The sequence below is a fragment of the Nocardia grenadensis genome, from assembly GCF_050942415.1.
GTDB classification, from domain to species: Bacteria; Actinomycetota; Actinomycetes; order Mycobacteriales; family Mycobacteriaceae; genus Nocardia; species Nocardia grenadensis.
In genome coordinates, this window is sequence record NZ_CP192054.1 from 3,418,611 (window position 1) to 3,434,094 (window position 15,484).

A 15,484-nucleotide genomic window follows, 5' to 3' on the forward strand; every position below is an offset into this window, starting at 1 on the left:
GCCGCCGGAGTGCCCCGGCGATACAGTTGAGGTGGCGAGAGGGACGCATATGTTACCTGATGCCCACAGCCACACTCGGTGGATCGTATCCACCCCATGAACGGCGGCGACACCGTACGCACACGCCGCGAGTCGGCGATGACCGTAGCGACGGAGCTGGATGCTGCCGGATTCGAGGACGCCGCGGAAGTCGGTCGCGGCGGATTCGGTGTGGTCTACCGGTGTAAGCAGGAGCCGCTCGACCGGACCGTCGCGGTGAAGCTGATGACCACGGAGGCCGACGAGGACAATCGGGCCCGATTCGCTCGGGAGCAGCGCGCGATGGGCCGGTTGACCGGGCACCCCAATATCGTGACCGTGCTGGAGGAGGGCGTCACTGCCCGCGGACGGCCCTATCTGGTGACCCCGTTCTATCCACTGGGCTCCCTCGACACCTGGATTCGCGATCACGGGCCGCTGGCCGCCGAGGACGTCCTGCAGATCGGCGTGAAGATCGCCGGTGCGCTGGCGAGCGCCCACCGGCTCGGCGTCGTCCATCGGGATGTGAAACCGGGCAATATCCTGCTCACCGATTACGGCGAGCCCGCACTGACCGATTTCGGTATCGCGCATATCGCGGGTGGTTTCCATACCGCCGCCGGCACCGTGACCGGGTCCCCGGCATTCACCGCGCCCGAGGTCCTCGAGGGCGAACCGCCCACCCCCGGCGCCGATGTGTACGGGCTGGGCGCCACCATGTTCTGCGCACTCACCGGGCACGCCGCGTTCGAGCGGCGCAGCGGCGAGAAGATGGTGACCCAGTTCCTGCGGATCACCACCCAGCCGCTACCGGACCTGAGGGAGCGCGGTGTGGCCACCGATATCAGCGACCTGGTGGAATCTGCGATGAACCGGGACAGCCGGAAACGTCCGTCTGCGGCGGCCCTGGGCGAGGCTATCCGGCGGGTGCAGGAGCGGCACGGATACCCGGTGGACGAGATGGCGGTGCAGGAGCGGCCCGCCCGCCGAGAACATGTGGACAAGCCCCGGGTGCGGGCACAACATCAACGGATCGGCTCCGACCGCGGCGGGAACATCCCGCTGGAGCTGACCAGCCTTGTGAACCGGCGCAGCGAACTGGCGGAAGTGAAGAATCTGCTGGCGAACTCCCGGCTGGTGACCTTGTCCGGAACCGGCGGCGTCGGGAAAACGAGGCTGGCGCTGCGGGTCGCGTCCCAGGTGCGGCGAGACTTCCCCGGTGGGGTGTGGCTGATCGACCTCACCGATATCTCCGACCGCACGATCCTGGTCGATGTGGTGTCCGCCGCGGTTGGGGTACGCGACGAACCGGGCCGGCCGCTGATCGACGTGCTGGTCGAACACCTGTGCCCGCGCGAAACACTGCTGGTACTGGACAACTGTGAGCAGTTGGTGCAAGCGGTCGCGGAACTGGACGAGGTCCTGCTGAAGGGATGTTCGGGACTGCGGATCCTCGCTACCAGCCGCGAACCGTTGAACATTGCCGGCGAGTCGGTGCTGCGGGTGGCGCCACTGACGGTTCCCGACCCGAGTCGCGAGCCCACCCTGCTGGGGTTGCCCCGATTCGACGCGATCACCCTGTTCGCCGAACGGGCCGCCGCGGCGGTGCCGGGGTTCGAACTCGACGAGAGCAACAAGGGTGCCGTGGCACAGATCTGCGCCCGACTGGACGGATTACCACTGGCCATCGAATTGGCGGCCGCTCGGTTACGTACCATGTCACCGCAGCAGATCCTGGAGCGGATCGATATCCGCAACCCGGTGCTCACCCGGGCCAGCCGCACCGCACCGACCCGACAGCAGACCCTGCGACTGTCCGTGGACTCGAGTTACGACCTGTGCGCTCCGGCCGAGCAGCGATTGTGGAGCCAACTCTCGGTGTTCGCCGGAAGCTGCGAGCTGGACGCCGCGGAGGGCGTCTGCGATATCGGCCCCGGGCCGGAGCGGGTGCTGGATGTGCTGTCGTCGCTGGTGGACAAATCCGTTCTTATTCGCGAGGAGACCGACGGCGCCGTTCGTTTCCGGATGCTGCAGACCCTGCGCGTCTACGGTCGCGAAAAGCTGAGGGAATCAGGCCGGGCCGCAGAACTGCGGCGGCGCCACCGGGAGTGGTACGACCGGTGGTGCGCGCAGGCCGCCAGCGGCTGGATCAGCGCGGAACAACCCCGCTGGATCGCCCGGCTCATGCGCGAGCAACCCAATCTGCGGGAAGCACTCGAATACTGCCTGTCAGAGGACTCCGCGGCCGCCGCGGATGCGGGTCTGCGAATCGCTGCCGAGCTTTTCGAGTTCTGGAACTTCCGCGGTCTCTACGGGGAAGGACGATCGTGGCTGCAGCGGGTACTCGCCCGCCCCGGGTGGCGCTCGGTGCCCGACCGGATCGGAGCATTGTGCGCGGCAGGAAAGTTGGCCACGCTGCAGGGTGAGTTCCCGGTGGCGGAGGAGGCGCTGGCGGAAGCGAAGGATCTCGCCGGACAGGAGCCCGAGCCGATATTCCGCGCTCAGATCGCTTATTTCGAAGGCCTTTTCGTTATGTCCCGTGGCGAGCCCCACGCCGCGCCCGCCTATTTCGAACGCACCGTGGAACTGACCGGTGCGGACCCGGCCGGTCAGCTCCGGATGAGTGCGCTCGCCCTGCTCGGCTGGGCGCACGAACTGAGCGGGGAGACCGCCCGGGCAAGCGAGTACTACCGGCAATTGCTCGAGATCACCGTGCCGCGCGGTGAGCTGATCCACCGCGCGGCGGCCCTGCGCGGCATCGGGATCGCGGCCTGGCGGGACGGCGACCACGAGCGTGCACAGCGCCTGATACGGGACGCGTTACGGGCCAACAGCGGACTGCACAGCACAGTGATCAATATGTTCTGTCTCGAGGCGCTGGCCTGGGTTCTCGATATCCCCGCCGAGGCCGAACGTGCCGCGGTACTGATGGGCGCCGCACAAGGGTTGCGGCCGGCGGGCGCCCGGGTGACGACGGTCTTCCAGAATATGGCCGCCTTCCATGAGGAATGCGAGCACAACGCCCGGACAGCCCTCGGTGACCGGCGCTTCGACGCGGCCCACCAGCAGGGGCAGACCATGGGCATGGACGCCGCGGTGGCCTACGCGCTCGGCGAACCGGCCACCGGCGCCGCCCACCCGGCAAACCTCACCCGACGCGAACGTCAGGTCGCCGAACTGGTCGCCCAGGGGCTCAGCAACAGGCAGATCGCGACCAAGCTGGTGATCTCGCAGCGCACTGCCCAGGGCCATGTCGAGAACGTTTTGACAAAGCTGGCGTTCACCTCACGCGCTCAGATAGCGGCCTGGGTCGTGGAGAACGCGAAGCATTGAAACCGGTGCGCCGCAAGTATCGCACCACGCATGGCCGATCCGACGGTCTCACCCGTCTTTCGAGCCACATCGGCCGGACCTTCCTCCGATTACGGCCGACGAACCGGGGCATGTCTCGTCCCCGCACCGCACCTTCCGGGCACGGGGACGAGACGACATGGAAGAACAGGTGACCGATGGCGAAGCCGCCCCGGTCGTGGCCGATGATGACCGCGTTCTCGTCGCCGCCCAGCACCTCGTACAGGGCGCGGGTGGCCTCGATCAGATCCGCGACGCGCGTGCGGCCCGGGGGCGCAACCTGGGCGCCAGAAATCGCGGCCGCGCCACCCGAAACGAGTCCGGGCCGCACCTTAGGGGACGGCCCGGAACCCGCGGCAGGAATCAGCGCAGATCGTAGCGATCGTTCTCGGCGACCTTCACCCACGCGGCGACGAAATCGTCGACGAACTTTCGGCCGGAATCACGTTGCGCGTAGACCTCGGCCACGGCGCGCAGCACCGAATGCGACCCGAAGATCAGGTCGTTGGCGGTGGCCGTCCACTTGGTCTCACCGGTGCGGCGATCGCTGCCCTCGTAGACGTTCTCCGCCGACTCCGATGCCTTCCACTCCGTGTCCTGGTTCAGGAGGTTGACGAAGAAGTCGTTGGTCAGCACACCGGGCCGGTCGGTGAACACACCGTGCTTGGTGCCACCGTGGTTCGCGCCGAGCGCGCGCAGGCCACCGACCAGCACCGTCAGCTCCGGGGCCGTGAGATCGAGCAGGTAGGCCCGATCCACCAGCAGACGTTCCAGTGGCGCCTTCTCGCCGGTGCGCACATAGTTGCGGAACCCGTCGGCCCGCGGTTCGAGTACCGCGAACGACTCCACATCGGTGTTCTCCTGGGTGGCGTCGGTGCGGCCGGGCCGGAACGGCACGGTCACCTCGTAGCCCGCGTCCCGGGCCGCCTTCTCGACCGCCGCCGCACCGGCGAGGACGATGAGGTCGGCCAGCGATACCTTCTTTCCGCCGGAGGCCGACTCGTTGAAGTCCTGCTGGATGCGTTCGAGGACGGGCAGTACCTTCCGGAGTTCGGACGGTTCGTTGACTTCCCAGTTCTTCTGCGGTTCCAGCCGGAGCCGGGCGCCGTTCGCACCGCCGCGCTTATCGGTACTGCGGAAGCTCGCCGCCGAAGCCCACGCGGTTTTGACCAGTTGCGGCACCGACAGGCCGGAATCGAGGACCTTGCCCTTGAGGTCGGCGATATCCTCGTCGTCGATCAGCTCGTGGTCGACTTCCGGGACCGGGTCCTGCCACAGCTGCGGTTCGGGAACCCACGGACCGAGATAGCGGCTGATCGGACCCATATCGCGATGGAGCAGCTTGTACCACGCCTTGGCGAACGCCTCGGAGAGCTCCTCGGGGTGTTCCAGCCAGCGGCTGGTGATCTCCCGATAGACGGGGTCCTCCCGCAGCGCCAAATCCGTGGTCAGCATTGTGGGTGTGCGCGCCGGGCCGTCGAAGGGATCCGGAATGGTGCCTTCGCCCGCACCGTCCTTCGGCTTCCATTGATAGGCCCCGGCGGGACTCTTGGTGAGCTCCCATTCGTAGCCGTACAGGTTCTGCAGGAAGCCGTTCCCCCACCGGGTCGGGGTCGAGGTCCAGACGACCTCGAGACCGCTGGTGATGGCGTCCTTGCCCTTACCGGTACCGTAGCTGCTCTTCCAGCCCAGGCCCTGCTGTTCGATCGGGGCGGCTTCGGGTTCGGCGCCGACCAGGTCGGCATCGCCCGCGCCGTGAGTCTTGCCGAAACTGTGCCCACCGGCGATGAGGGCGGCGGTCTCCTCGTCGTTCATGGCCATCCGGCCGAAGGTCTCCCGGATATCGCGGGCGGCGGCTACCGGATCGGGCCGGCCGTTGGGGCCTTCGGGATTGACGTAGATCAAACCCATCTGGACGTTGGCCAGCGGGTTCGCCAGTTCCCGGTCACCGCTGTAGCGCTCGTCGCCGAGCCAGGTGTCCTCCGGACCCCAGAAAACCTCTTCCGGCTCCCAGATATCGGGGCGCCCGAAGCCGAATCCGAAGGTCTGGAAGCCCATCGAATCGAGCGCGACATTGCCGGCGAACACGATCAGGTCGGCCCAGGAGATGCTGTTCCCGTACTTCTGCTTCACCGGCCACAGCAGGCGGCGGGCCTTGTCCAGGCTGGCATTGTCGGGCCAGCTGTTGAGCGGTGCGAATCGCTGTGCGCCCTGACCGCCGCCGCCGCGGCCGTCGGCGATCCGGTAGGTACCCGCCGCATGCCAGCTCATCCGGATGAACAGGCCACCATAGTTTCCATAGTCGGCCGGCCACCAGTCCTGCGAATCGGTGAGTACCGCCGCGACATCGGCTTTGAGCGCTTCGACATCGAGCTTCGCGAACTCCGCGGCGTAGTCGAAATCCTCGCCGAGTGGATTGGCTTTGGACGTATGAGCGTGCAGCATCGAGACATCGATCTGCTCCGGCCACCAGTCCGTATTGGTCCGGGGGCGGCGGTCGGTATGGGCTGTAGGCGACGGGATCGCCGGGTTCTCGCTCTCGCTGGCGCTGCGAGTTTCGGTGTCAGGAGCGGGTGGACGACTATCGGAGGTCACGACTTTCCTTCCTGAATGAGTGGCAGGAGCTGCGATCAGGTGCGGTGCGATGCCGCACAGTCAGGACACAGGCCCCAGTAGATGACCTCGGCTTCGTCGATCGAGTAGCCGTGGTCGTCGGAGGCTGTCAAACACGGGGCCGCGCCGACTGCGCAATCGACATCGGCGATCGAACCGCAGGTCCGGCATACGACGTGATGGTGATTGTCACCGACGCGGGACTCGTACCGGGCCACCGAACCGGAGGGCTGGATACAACGGAGAAGCCCGGCCGCGGTGAGCGTATGCAACGAGTCGTACACCGCCTGGTGCGAGACCGCCGACAGGCGCGACCGCACGGCGCGGATGATCGAATCGGTGTCGGCATGCGGATGGTCGTACACCGCGCTCAGCACCGCCACGCGCGGGGCTGTCACGCGCAGCGAAACTCCCCGCAGCATCTGCTGGAAATCCATGGCCGCATGCACAGCCGAAAGTCTGGTCTCTTTTCTTGAATGAGTCAAGCATTCACCGTGCGTTCGACCAGCCGAGCCGGTCACAACGATTCATTCGTCATATCGGAGTCCTGTTCGTCACGCCGACCGCTCAGTCGCAGAGCCGCACCGCTACGGCCTCCGCCCCGCCCGCGCGGGCGACCGTGGAGAACTCCACGCGCTGATCGGCGAAAAGAACCCGGTACCCGTCGGCGTCGATACTCCGGTACTCCACGAAGACCGGGGCGATATCGTCGTCGGGATCGATATAGCCGAATCCCTTCTGAGCGTCGTACCAGATCACCCGGCCGGACCGGGCCGAGGTGGGCGCGGCCGCCGTCCGGGCCAGCGAAGGATCGGGGTCGTTCCCCAGTCGCGGAGAGGCCGGCGCCGTCACCGGACACCCGCATTCGAAGTGCCCATGACCCGGTTCCACCATTCACTCAGCGGGCTGGGCTCCGGCCAGATCACCCGGGCCTCCGAGCGGGATTGCGTACGTTCTCGTGTCGATGCTGTCGATATCTCGTTGGTAACCATGGCCAGGTACATCTCCAAACTGGTGAATCGGGGGACAGAGGATGCTCGTCGTCGGCACGGCACAGCCGCGGGCGGGACGGAGTGAGGCGGCGACCGGCGCGGTCCGCCCGGCTTCTCGTCGGGTAGCCGCCGACACGCCCACCTCTATCGGTGGAAATCAGAAAATCTTTGTCTCAAAACACAGATTTCTTATAGCACCGGCAATTATCTAGTGCAAGTTGATAAGGTAGGAAACCTCGTGTACGACGATGAGGAAGAGGAGTACATGGATCACGAGCGCGACCCAGGGCAACACCTGCCCGATCCCGATCAGGCGGTATACGGGATCTCGGTCGCAGCGGGTCTCGCGGGCATCGGCGTACAAACGCTGCGGCTCTACGAACGCCACGGCCTGCTCACCCCCGCGCGCAGTGACGGCGGTACCCGCCGCTACAGCGGCAACGACCTCGCTCGCCTGCGCCGGATCACCGAACTCGCCGCCACCGGAGTGAACCTCACGGGTATCGGCCGGATCCTCGACCTCGAGGATGCCAATGCCGATCTGCACGCCGACAACGACCGCTTGCGCCTGGACAACGACAATCTGCGCGGCACGCCGTAATCACACAGATCGCCCCGGAGACCGTCCGCGGCGTCGCGCGGCGCACGCTCCGGGTCCACGGGACGGTACCGGTGGAAACGCCGGCTGCCCGGACGAGGGGTGTCGAATGCATATGCGCCGTCTACCCCGGATCTTCCCGATCATGCACCTCGACGCGAAACGTACCGGCTGTTCGGTCCGCGATATGTCGTTCACCGTGCCGCTCGCGTCGGTGCGACCGCGGGGCCGCCGACCCCGCACTGCGGCAGGCAGTCCACCCGGGATAATTCGGGTGCCCGCCGGGGCGGCCGCAACAGCACCCCGGCCAGCAGGGCGCCGGTGAGCAGCAGACCCGCGCAGATCCGCATGGCGACACCGAAACCGGAGTCGAATGCCGCGGGGTCGTCCAGCGCGCCGGAGATCCCGGCCAGCCCCGGCAAGGCCGCCACCGCGAGCAGTTGCGCCGTCCGCGCGACCGCGTTGTTCACCCCGGAGGCGATACCGGCCCCGTTCGCCGATACCGCACCGAGGACCGCGCCGGTGAGCGGGGCGACCAGCACCGACAGCCCGAGACCGGAGACCAGCACCCCGGGTAGGACATCCAGCGGATAGGAGGCGCCGGGACCTACCCGCTGCAGCAGGATCAGCCCGCCCGCGGCGAGTACCGGCCCGAATGTCATCGGCAGACGGGGCCCGTGCCGCTGGGCCCACCGCCCGGACGGCGCCGAGAGCGCCAGCATCAGCAGCGTCACCGGTAGCGTGGCCACCCCCGCGAGCAGCGGCGAATACCCCGCGACGACCTGCAACTCCAGCACCAGTAGGAAGAACACTCCGCCGAGCGCGGCGTACACCGCGAGGGTGACCAGATTTGCCACGGTGAAGACCCGCGAAGCGAACAGTGCCGGCGGTACCAGCGGGTGGTCACTGCGCATCTCGATGAGGACGAAGACCGCCAGCAGTACTCCGCCCGCCCCCACCAGGATCGGTAGCCTGTCGATCAACCCCAGTGTCAGCGCGCCGAGCGCCGCGGCCACCACCAGCGCGCCGGGGAGATCGAGCCGGGCGGTCGCGTTCGGATCGCGACTCTCCGGCACATGCCGTAGCGAGACCAGGACGACGACCGCCACCAGCGGCACATTGAGGAAGAAGATCGACCGCCAGCCCGCCACCTCGATCAGCCAGCCGCCGAGGAACGGCCCCAATGCCCCCGCCACCCCGCTGAACCCGGACCACAGCCCGATTGCCGCGCCCTGGTCGCGGTTGTCGATGGAGGAGGAGATGAGGGCGAGGCTGCCCGGCGTGAGCATGGCCCCGGCCACGCCCTGTAACACCCGGGCGGCCACCAGCATCTCGATATTCACGGCCGCGCCGCACAGCAGCGACGCGACGGCGAAACCCACTGCGCCGGCGACGAAGACCTTGCGGCGGCCGAAGCGGTCCCCGAAGGAGCCGCCGAGCAGAATGAACGAGGCCAGGGTGAGCGTGTAGCCGTTGAGCGTCCACTGCAATCCGGCGACATCGGTATCGAGGGCGGCACCGATCCGGGGCAGCGCGATATTGACGACGGTGGCATCCAGGGAAGCCACCGCGGAGCCGAGCACGGTGGCCAGCACGATCCAGCGGCCGGCGGCCGAGCCGAGACGGGGCAGCTCGGTGGGGTTCACGTCACCGAAGATACGGATCCGCTGTGGTTCGGCACCGCGCGACACCCGCCGGGACTCGAGACGCGATCGCCGCGACCAGGCGCCCCACCCTGCCGGGCGGCAGGGTGGGGCGCGACGGGTACGAGACGGGAGGGGCGGTCGCGCCGGTCACATCCGGGCGTAGCGGGCGCAGGCGAAATCGTACAGTCCGTAGGCGGCTATGCCGAGTCCGGCGGCTACCAGGAGGACCGGGCCGAACGGCTGCGCACCCAGTGTTTTCAGCGCGGCGTCCAGGCCGCTGGCCTTACCGGGATCGGATTGGAACACCGCCACGATCACGAGTACACCCGCCCCGGCGATGGCCGAGCCCTTACTGAGGTACCCGATGGTGCCCAGCCTGCGCAGCAACGCGCGGTCGGTGCGCAGTTCCTTCAGAAACTTCCGGGTGGCGCCCTTGTAGATGTGGTACGCGCCCACCGCGATGATCACGATGCCGACGAGGACGAGAAAGAACTTGCCGCCGGCGCTCTCCATCATGCGCGCGGACAGCCCGGCGTTCTTGCCGCCGCTCGAGCTCCCGTTCCCCCGGACGAAACCGAACGCGGTGATCGCGTAGCCGAAGTAGACGAGGGCCACGGCGAATGCCTTGCCACGGTGGAACAGATCGGACTTCCGGTCCTCGTCACCACCGGTGCGCGAACCGAGTACCGCCTCGGTGAGCCGCCACAGCGCCATGAACACGAAGGCGGCGATACCGACGATCAGCGCGGGGATGCCGCCGGGTTTGGCGGCCAGTTCGGCCATGGCACCGGACTGGTCGGTGCTGCCGCCGCCACCGAAGGCGAGGCGTACCGCGAGGTAGCCGATCAGCAGGTGCACGAGCCCCGCCATCGCGTAACCCGCACGGGCCAGGCGTTCGAACACGCGACTGTCGGTGACGCGGTGCGCCGCGGAAACCGATCTGGATGTGGAAACCTGGATCATCTGGCCTCTCTTGGTACCGGAGGCGCGCGACGGGGCAGTACCGGAACAGGGCCGCGCGGACCGGGCCCGGATCGGCGTCGACCCGAACCGTTTCTCGCGCGCCCTGTTCGCTGCCACGCCTCCTCGAGCGAACGGAACGTTCAGCAGATACCCGGCATCGGGGCGGCGAAACGGTACGACCCGGGTGATGGCGTGTTCGCGCCACCACTGGGCCGGCTCAGGCCGAAGTCACGGGCGGCCGCCATTCCCTGGCCGCCGCCGATACACATCGTCAGCAGCGCTCTGCCACCGTCGCGGCGCCGCAACTCGTGTAATGAACCACCCGGCATGACACGCACCGGTTCGGGATCATCGCGGAACGCGGGGGCGTCGAGGCCGTATGGGGCGAAGCCGTGATCGAGGTCGCCAGACGCGGCGGGCACGATATCGTGCGCCCGCGACACCCGGACACCCCGTTGCGCACCGGGTTCCGTAACACACCCGCCTACGCACCGGATCCGAAGTGGGTGGTCGCCGGACGCTACACCGCATTCGCCGAGCCGCGGGCCACAACGGTGGGAGCGGCCGTGGAAGGTCTCGAACACGTCTACGACGCCCCCGGCCGGATCCACTTCGAGTGGGATGGAAAGACACTGGGGCTCACCGCTTTTCCCGGTTCGACGCCGGGCGCGCTGACGGTGCTCTTCACCGATGCGACCTCCGGCGTCACCACCTACGCCGCCAACCGCGTGCTGCAGGTCTCGCCGCCGGATGCCGACGGGACGGTGACCCTGGACTTCAACCGGGCCGTCAACCTGCCCTGCGCCTACACCGATCTGGCGACCTGCCCATTGCCCCCGGCGGAGAACCGGCTCCCGGTCGCGATCGAGGCGGGCGAGCAGATCCCCTACGAGCGCGGCTGACCCGATGAATGCGCCCGTTACCTTTTTCGTGGGCCCGGAACCGGGCCCACGGTCGCCAGGCCCGGTATGACTTCTTGCCCCTGTCGTTCGAATGATCCGGGGGGTGGTGTCGCCGGGTCCTGGTGGCGTCGACGGACCGCTGATGGGGACAGGGCCGCTGGTAGGTCTCTTCGTAACGTGGGTGCCGGGCGTTGACGCTGGATCGGCGACCGTCCAGTGAGCGTTTCGAGGCAGTTGAGGACCGAGCAAGGTGACACAACCTTATGCCGTGTTCTGCGGCGTTGACGTGGGAAAAGGCGAACATCACGCGGTCGGGCTCGACCCGGCCGGGAAACGATTGTTCGACAAGGCACTACCCAACGATGAATCCCGGCTGCGGGCCGTGTTCAACAAACTCGCCACCCACGGGCGGCTGCTGATCGTGGTCGATCAACCCAACACGATCGGCGCCCTGCCGGTCACCGTCGCGCGCGCCTGCGGACACGATGTCGCCTACCTGCCCGGATTGTCGATGCGCCGCATCGCCGACCTCTACCCAGGTCAAGCCAAAACCGATGCCCGCGACGCTCACATCATCGCTGATGCCGCCCGCACGATGCCGCACACGCTGCGCCGCGTCGACGTCGGTGACGAAACACTCACCGAGCTCGGTGTTCTGGCCGGCTTCGACGACGACCTGGCCGGCGAAGCAACCCGCACCAGCAACCGCATCCGCGGCCTGCTCACCGGCATCCACCCCGCCCTCGAACGCGTCCTCGGCCCCCGCATCGCGCACCCGGCGGTGCTGGAGATCCTGTCGCGCTGCGGCGGTCCCGAAGGCATCCGGGCCGCTGGTCGGCGCAAACTTACCGCCATCGCCACTAAACATGCCCCACGAATGGGAGCACGCCTGGTCGAGGAGATCCTGGCCGCGCTGCCCGCGCAATCTGTCACCGTTCCCGGCACGAAAGCCGCGGAAACCGTGCTGCCGAAGCTGGCGGATTCGTTGAAAGCAGTTCTTCTACAGCGCAAGCAGATCGCCGAGAACATTGAGGAGATGTTCGCCGATCACCCTCTTGCCGAGGTCCTGACCTCGATGCCCGGCATCGGAGTCAGGACCGGCACCCGCATCCTGCTCGAAGTCGGCGACGGCACCGCGTTCGCCTCGGCCGGCCACCTCGCCTCTTACGCCGGCATCGCCCCGATCACCCACCGATCGGGAAGCTCCATCCGCGGTGAACACCCTGCCCGATCCGGCAACCACAAACTGAAACGGGCGTTGTTTCTGTCAGCGTTCGCCGCCCTGCACGACCCGGCCAGCCGCACCTACTACGACAGAAAGAGAGCCGAGGGCAAGAAACACAACGCAGCCCTCATCTGCCTCGCCCGACGCCGATGCGACGTCCTCTACGCCATGCTCCGAAACAAACAGCCCTACCGCATTCCAGCACCAGCGGCCTGATCGCCGGCAACTGCCAGACACCGATCAAGCGTCCAGCCCCTGGGCACGCCGGGCCCTGACCGACATGCCGCGCTGCCACCAATCGATCACCTCACCCCCGCCCGCCATGCCTTCGATGAGATGCGCGGTGGCTTCCACCTGCACACCGGACTGGCTACAGAACGTCCACAACCGCTGAGCCGCCCGATGGTATTGGTGGATCACCGCATCGACCTCGAACGCATCCAACTGGCTGGCACGGAACCGGTCCAATGCCCGGCCTACGTGCTCGACCAACTCACCGAGCCGCTCTTCGTGATATACCGCCACACGATCCCGAGCAGCCTGCCGTTCAGCCTTCGACGCCACTCAGACCACGCTACCGACCGCACGCCCCGCCCAAGCCTCACCCGGGCACAACCTCAACCCACGGCTTGACAAGAAACATAGGGACACCCCCCTCGCGAACCTGTCGTTCCCGACCCCGGGCAACTACCCCGATGAAGACCCTGCCGCGGGACTCGAAGATACCCTGCGCCTGTTCGAGTTCGGTGAACGCCTCGGTTTCGACGGCGCCTGGATCCGGCAGCGGCATCTCGAGCACGGTGTCGGGTCGGCGGCGGTTTTCCTGGCCGCGGCCGGTCAGCGCACCCGCCGGATCCAGCTGGGCACCGCGGTGATCCCGATCGGCTACGAGAGCCCGTTCCGGTTGGCCGAGGATCTGGCGATGGCCGATGTGCTGTCCGGCGGGCGGCTGCAACCCGGCTTCAGCGCGGGTACGCCGCCGCACGCGGAGCTGATCGGGGACCTCGTCTTCGACGGCGATTGGCGCGGCTACGACCTCTCCTACGGGCGGATCGAACGATTGATCGACAATCTGCGCGGCGACTACCTGGGCGAGCCGGATACGCTCATCCACTCCCCCGGCAATACTCAGCGTCCACGGCTGCAGCCGCACGATCCGGGGTTGGTCGATCGGCTCTGGTACGGCGGAGGGAGCACCCGGTCGATCCGCTGGGCCGGTGCGCGCGGGTTGAACCTGCTCACCGGCAATATCGTCTTCGGTGAGCACAGCGACGATTTCACCACCGCGCAGCAGGGCCTGATCGCGGGATACCGCCGCCACATCGACCCGGCGCGCCCGGCTCGCGTCGCGGTGGGCCGGGTGATCGTCCCGTTCGACAGCGCCGACCGCACCACCCGTGAACGCTACCGCCGCTACGCGGCCGGGCGATACGAGCGAACCCGGGCTCCACAGGGCGAACGGCGAATTCTGTTCGCGCCGGATCTGGTCGGCACCGCCGAGGAGATCCTCGATCGGCTGCGCACCGATCCGGTCGTCGCCGGGACCACGGAGTTGCGGCTGGAACTACCGTACGAATTCCATCGCGCCGACTACGAGCAGATACTGCACGACACCGTCGAGTACATCGCGCCAGAACTGGTCTGACCACTTGACCTCTTACCAATGAGGGGTCTACCGTCCGGGGTATGGCACTGAAGCGGATCGCCCGCCGGTCGGTTCCGGACGAGATCTACGAGCAGCTCGTCGACGGCGTCCTCACCGGCGAGCTCGCGCCCGGCTCGGCCCTGCCCGCCGAACGTCAGCTGGCCGAAGCGCTGGGTGTCTCCCGGCCCACCGTCCGTGAAGCGGTCCAGCGGCTCGCGCGGGCGGGGCTGGTGGAGATCCGTCAGGGCGGCAGCACCACGGTCCGCGATCCGCGCCGCTCCGGTGGCCTGGAACTGTTGCCGCGATTGATCCTGCGCGGCGGCCGGCTCGACCATTCCGTGGTACGCAGCATCCTGGAGACCCGGGCGACCCTGGGCCGCGAGGTAGCCGGCCTGGCCGCCGGCCGCCACGGTCCGGCCATGGGCCCGACGCTCACGGCCGCGGTGGACACACTCGCCGATCGAGACGATCCGCTGGCACGCCAGCTCGCGGCGCTCGCGTTCTGGGACCATCTGGTCGATGCCGCCGATTCGATCGTCTACCGCCTGCTGTTCAACCAGCTGCGCACCGTCTACGAACCCGCCATGGCCGCGCTCACCGGCGTCATGGACACCGAGGTGGGCCGGCCCGAGCGCTACCGCGCGCTCGCCGAGGCCGTGGTCGCCGGTGAGGCCGATTCGGCCCGCACCCGCGCCGACGCGCTGTTGTCGCTGGCCACCACGGAATTCGACAACCTCCTGCACCGATTGGAGCAGACGCCATGAACCTCCCCCACGCCGCCCGGCGCGGCCGTAACGCCGGGATCGACCGTCTCGCCGAAGGGCGACTTGCCGCCGACGAGGCGAAGGCCGCCCGCCGCGCACCGGAGTCGCTCGCGGACGTGTTCACCTCTTTCCGCCACGCACCCTCGCCCTGGGTGATCGCCGCGCTGCTGGTCGCCGCCGCCACGGCCCGCGTTCTGGTGGGCGACTGGCAAATCACCGACGCCCTGGTTCCGGTGCTCATGGTGGCCGCGTTCCCGTTCGTGGAATGGGTCATCCATGTCTGTGTGCTGCACTGGCGGCCGCGCACCCTGGGCAGGTGGCGGATCGATTCACTGCTGGCACGTAAGCACCGCGAGCACCACGCCGATCCCCGGATCCGGGAACTGGTCTTCATCCCGTGGCAGACCTTCCTGTGGCTGCTACCCGCCCTGGTGGTCGTCGCGTTACTGGCGTTCGGACGCCCCGGCCTGGGCCTGACCTTCCTCACCACCGTCGGTATCCTCGGACTGATCTACGAATGGACCCATCTCCTCGTGCACACCGACTACCGACCGCACAGCGCGATCCTGCGCGCGGTGCGCCGCAACCACCGTCTGCACCATTTCAAGAACGAGCACTACTGGTTCGCCGTCACGACCGCCGGAACCGCGGACCGGGTGCTGGGTACCTATCCCGATCCCGCCGATATCCCCAACTCCCCCACCGCGAAGGCCCTGCACAAGCCGCAGGCAGCCTGACGCTCGGCGCGGGATCCGGGAACGGTCGGC

At 67.8% G+C, this 15,484-nt stretch carries 13 protein-coding genes; 7 read left to right on the forward strand and 6 right to left on the reverse strand.

Going from position 1 to position 15,484, the window contains the following annotated elements:
• Positions 1–138: 138 nt before the first annotated feature.
• A complete protein-coding gene (locus ACQPYS_RS15570) occupies positions 139–3,351 on the forward strand; it encodes a protein kinase domain-containing protein (protein WP_433489955.1) in 3,213 nt (1,070 codons plus the stop codon).
• A 381-nt stretch (positions 3,352–3,732) separates the two neighbouring features.
• Here ACQPYS_RS15570 and katG read toward each other — a convergent pair whose 3' ends face one another.
• From katG to ACQPYS_RS15585, 3 genes are all read right to left on the reverse strand, one after another.
• Positions 3,733–5,964 (reverse strand): catalase/peroxidase HPI, encoded by a 2,232-nt coding sequence (gene katG, locus ACQPYS_RS15575; protein WP_433489956.1) that lies wholly within the window; start codon positions 5,962–5,964, stop codon positions 3,733–3,735.
• Between the two features lie 35 nt (positions 5,965–5,999).
• Positions 6,000–6,404, reverse strand: a complete 405-nt coding sequence (locus ACQPYS_RS15580) for a Fur family transcriptional regulator (protein ID WP_036512825.1) — start codon at positions 6,402–6,404, stop codon at positions 6,000–6,002.
• 145 nt (positions 6,405–6,549) lie between these two features.
• Positions 6,550–6,834, reverse strand: coding sequence for a cold-shock protein (locus ACQPYS_RS15585; protein ID WP_281179696.1), 285 nt, complete (start codon positions 6,832–6,834; stop codon positions 6,550–6,552).
• A gap of 405 nt (positions 6,835–7,239) precedes the next feature.
• Between ACQPYS_RS15585 and ACQPYS_RS15590 the strand changes: the two genes are divergently transcribed.
• Complete coding sequence (locus ACQPYS_RS15590; protein ID WP_063034951.1) at positions 7,240–7,575, forward strand: MerR family transcriptional regulator; 336 nt, start codon at positions 7,240–7,242, stop codon at positions 7,573–7,575.
• A 191-nt stretch (positions 7,576–7,766) separates the two neighbouring features.
• Here ACQPYS_RS15590 and ACQPYS_RS15595 read toward each other — a convergent pair whose 3' ends face one another.
• On the reverse strand, positions 7,767–9,218 hold the full coding sequence (locus ACQPYS_RS15595; protein WP_433489957.1) for an MFS transporter: 1,452 nt from the start codon (positions 9,216–9,218) through the stop codon (positions 7,767–7,769).
• Between the two features lie 147 nt (positions 9,219–9,365).
• Positions 9,366–10,181, reverse strand: coding sequence for a DUF1206 domain-containing protein (locus tag ACQPYS_RS15600; protein WP_433489958.1), 816 nt, complete (start codon positions 10,179–10,181; stop codon positions 9,366–9,368).
• Between the two features lie 392 nt (positions 10,182–10,573).
• Here ACQPYS_RS15600 and ACQPYS_RS15605 point away from each other — a divergent pair, with 392 nt between their 5' ends.
• On the forward strand, positions 10,574–11,083 hold the full coding sequence (locus ACQPYS_RS15605; protein WP_433489959.1) for a DUF1684 domain-containing protein: 510 nt from the start codon (positions 10,574–10,576) through the stop codon (positions 11,081–11,083).
• A gap of 250 nt (positions 11,084–11,333) precedes the next feature.
• Positions 11,334–12,524, forward strand: a complete 1,191-nt coding sequence (locus ACQPYS_RS15610; RefSeq protein ID WP_433489960.1) for an IS110 family transposase — start codon at positions 11,334–11,336, stop codon at positions 12,522–12,524.
• A 24-nt stretch (positions 12,525–12,548) separates the two neighbouring features.
• Here ACQPYS_RS15610 and ACQPYS_RS15615 read toward each other — a convergent pair whose 3' ends face one another.
• Positions 12,549–12,872 carry a hypothetical protein gene (locus tag ACQPYS_RS15615; protein ID WP_433489961.1) on the reverse strand — a complete coding sequence of 108 codons (324 nt, stop codon included), beginning with the start codon at positions 12,870–12,872 and terminating at the stop codon, positions 12,549–12,551.
• A 100-nt stretch (positions 12,873–12,972) separates the two neighbouring features.
• Here ACQPYS_RS15615 and ACQPYS_RS15620 point away from each other — a divergent pair, with 100 nt between their 5' ends.
• Genes ACQPYS_RS15620 through ACQPYS_RS15630 form a run of 3 tightly spaced genes read left to right on the forward strand, consistent with a single transcriptional unit; the run spans position 12,973 to position 15,454 of the window.
• Positions 12,973–13,953: an LLM class flavin-dependent oxidoreductase gene (locus ACQPYS_RS15620; RefSeq protein WP_433493057.1), complete on the forward strand. Its 981-nt coding sequence runs from the start codon at positions 12,973–12,975 to the stop codon at positions 13,951–13,953.
• Between the two features lie 41 nt (positions 13,954–13,994).
• Entirely contained in the window at positions 13,995–14,717 is a 723-nt protein-coding gene (locus ACQPYS_RS15625; RefSeq protein ID WP_433489962.1) for a FadR/GntR family transcriptional regulator, read from the forward strand.
• A complete protein-coding gene (locus ACQPYS_RS15630) occupies positions 14,714–15,454 on the forward strand; it encodes a sterol desaturase family protein (RefSeq protein WP_433489963.1) in 741 nt (246 codons plus the stop codon). The genes ACQPYS_RS15625 and ACQPYS_RS15630 overlap by 4 nt, the downstream gene beginning before the upstream one ends.
• Positions 15,455–15,484 lie beyond the last annotated feature (30 nt).